General features: G+C 57.1%; 3 protein-coding genes. 1 reads left to right on the top strand and 2 read right to left on the bottom strand.

Annotation, left to right across the window (positions count from 1 at the left end; all coding sequences use genetic code 11):
- A partial coding sequence (locus tag ACXRVY_RS28990) for a hypothetical protein (RefSeq protein ID WP_458238953.1) occupies nucleotides 1–301 on the bottom strand: 301 nt, incomplete at its 3' end.
- 89 nt (nucleotides 302–390) lie between these two features.
- Nucleotides 391–678, bottom strand: coding sequence for a PilZ domain-containing protein (locus tag ACXRVY_RS28985; protein WP_223463378.1), 288 nt, complete (start codon nucleotides 676–678; stop codon nucleotides 391–393).
- A 204-nt stretch (nucleotides 679–882) separates the two neighbouring features.
- Here ACXRVY_RS28985 and ACXRVY_RS28980 point away from each other — a divergent pair.
- A partial coding sequence (locus tag ACXRVY_RS28980; RefSeq protein ID WP_458238952.1) for a DNA-binding response regulator occupies nucleotides 883–1,447 on the top strand: 565 nt, incomplete at its 3' end.

Here is a 1,447-nt window from a genome sequence, read left to right as displayed (position 1 = left end):
CGTCCGAGGTGATCCAGATCCTTGCACCATTCAAACTGGTGTCAGAACTCGTCGCCTCAGCCCTCGCCGTATCCTGGGTCAGGAGGTCGGCCGGAGCATAAACCTTGGTGACAGTAGAAAGACTGTCCGCGTTGTCGAGTGACCAGAGTGTCTTCGCGTTGCCACCGAGGTCATTGGACATGACGTCCCAATACACGACCCCCAGCAGATTTTCAGTGGTGCTGAAGATGTCATCCTTCGCCTGCGGCGTGTTGGAAAACGAGGTAACGGTTCCGCCGCTTGTAGTTGTAGTGCTCGCCATGTCTTTCTCCCAAGAATGTCACCCTGAGCAAAAAAACGCCGTGGGCCGCTAACAGCCACTAGCCGTTTCTTCCTCAACCCACGAAAACCTCATTCCACCGGCACCAGCCGGCTGGCCAGCAGCTTCACGCCCGCCCCGGTCCTGCCGCCTTGTGGCTCAATGCGCACAATTTGTCCTTGAGCCTTGAACTTCATGGGGCCGCCGGGAGTGTCGAGTTCGATCTCGAAGTCAATCAAGCTACCCACCTGCAGCTCACTATCGGTTTCGAAATACAAACCGGAGGCGCTGATGTCACGGGTGACACCGTGGCTCCCGTCGGTCAGTTGCAGCGACAGGGTGACTTGTTCACGGGGCTCAACTCGGTATGTGCCTTTCATGGTTGCAGTCTAAAAACGACCGCTGCTTTCTACATGAGCGCGCTATCCCTTTTTTTCTGGGAGTCAATCAGCCATGAAAACAGGGCTTTACGGGACAAATGTCATGGGAGGGGGTGCCTGAAGCGCTATAGAAAAAAGCTACAGGCTGCAACGATTGCTATCATGATCAGCTAACACAACCCGTCTAAAGAGGCAGCGACCCGCATGCCAATTCAAGTCCTGTTAGTAGCACTACCGCTCGTGGCCTGGGGTCTTGAGCGTCTGGTGGAAAGCGCTCAACCGAGATTGATGCTGGCGGGTTCGGTGTCGTCGGTGGCGGAATACCTGCTTTCGCTGCACCAATACACACCAGATGTGGTGGTACTGGACCTGGACAGCGAGGACTGTATCGAGTCGCTGGCCGACTTGCACAGCCAGACCAAAGCCAGGATTCTGGTAGTGACAGGATCGAGCGACGTGGCGCTGCATGACAGTGCGGTGCTGGCGGGCGCACGTGGCGTGGTGGACAAGCGGGAGTCGGCCTCCGCATCGACATTGCTCAAAGCCATAGAAAAAGTGCATGACGGCGAACTCTGGATTGACCGCAATGCGACCAGCCGTATCTTCCTTGAACTGGCGCGCAAGAAAGCCGAGCGCGATATAGACCCGGAGCAACACAAAATCGCCAAGCTGACGCGCCGCGAGCAGCAAACCATCGCCTCGCTGGCCAGCGACCCCTCAGCCCCTGGCAAGTTGGTGGCCGAGAAGTTGCACATCAGCGAGCACACGC

Source organism: Pseudomonas sp. P5_A2_2 (assembly GCF_054177685.1).
This window is presented reverse-complemented; position numbering and strand designations above follow the sequence as displayed.

Bases quoted from the DNA above. Each gene is read 5' to 3' on its own strand.
- ACXRVY_RS28985 (WP_223463378.1), bottom strand. From the start codon at position 678: ATGAAAGGCACATACCGAGTTGAGCCCCGTGAACAAGTCACCCTGTCG.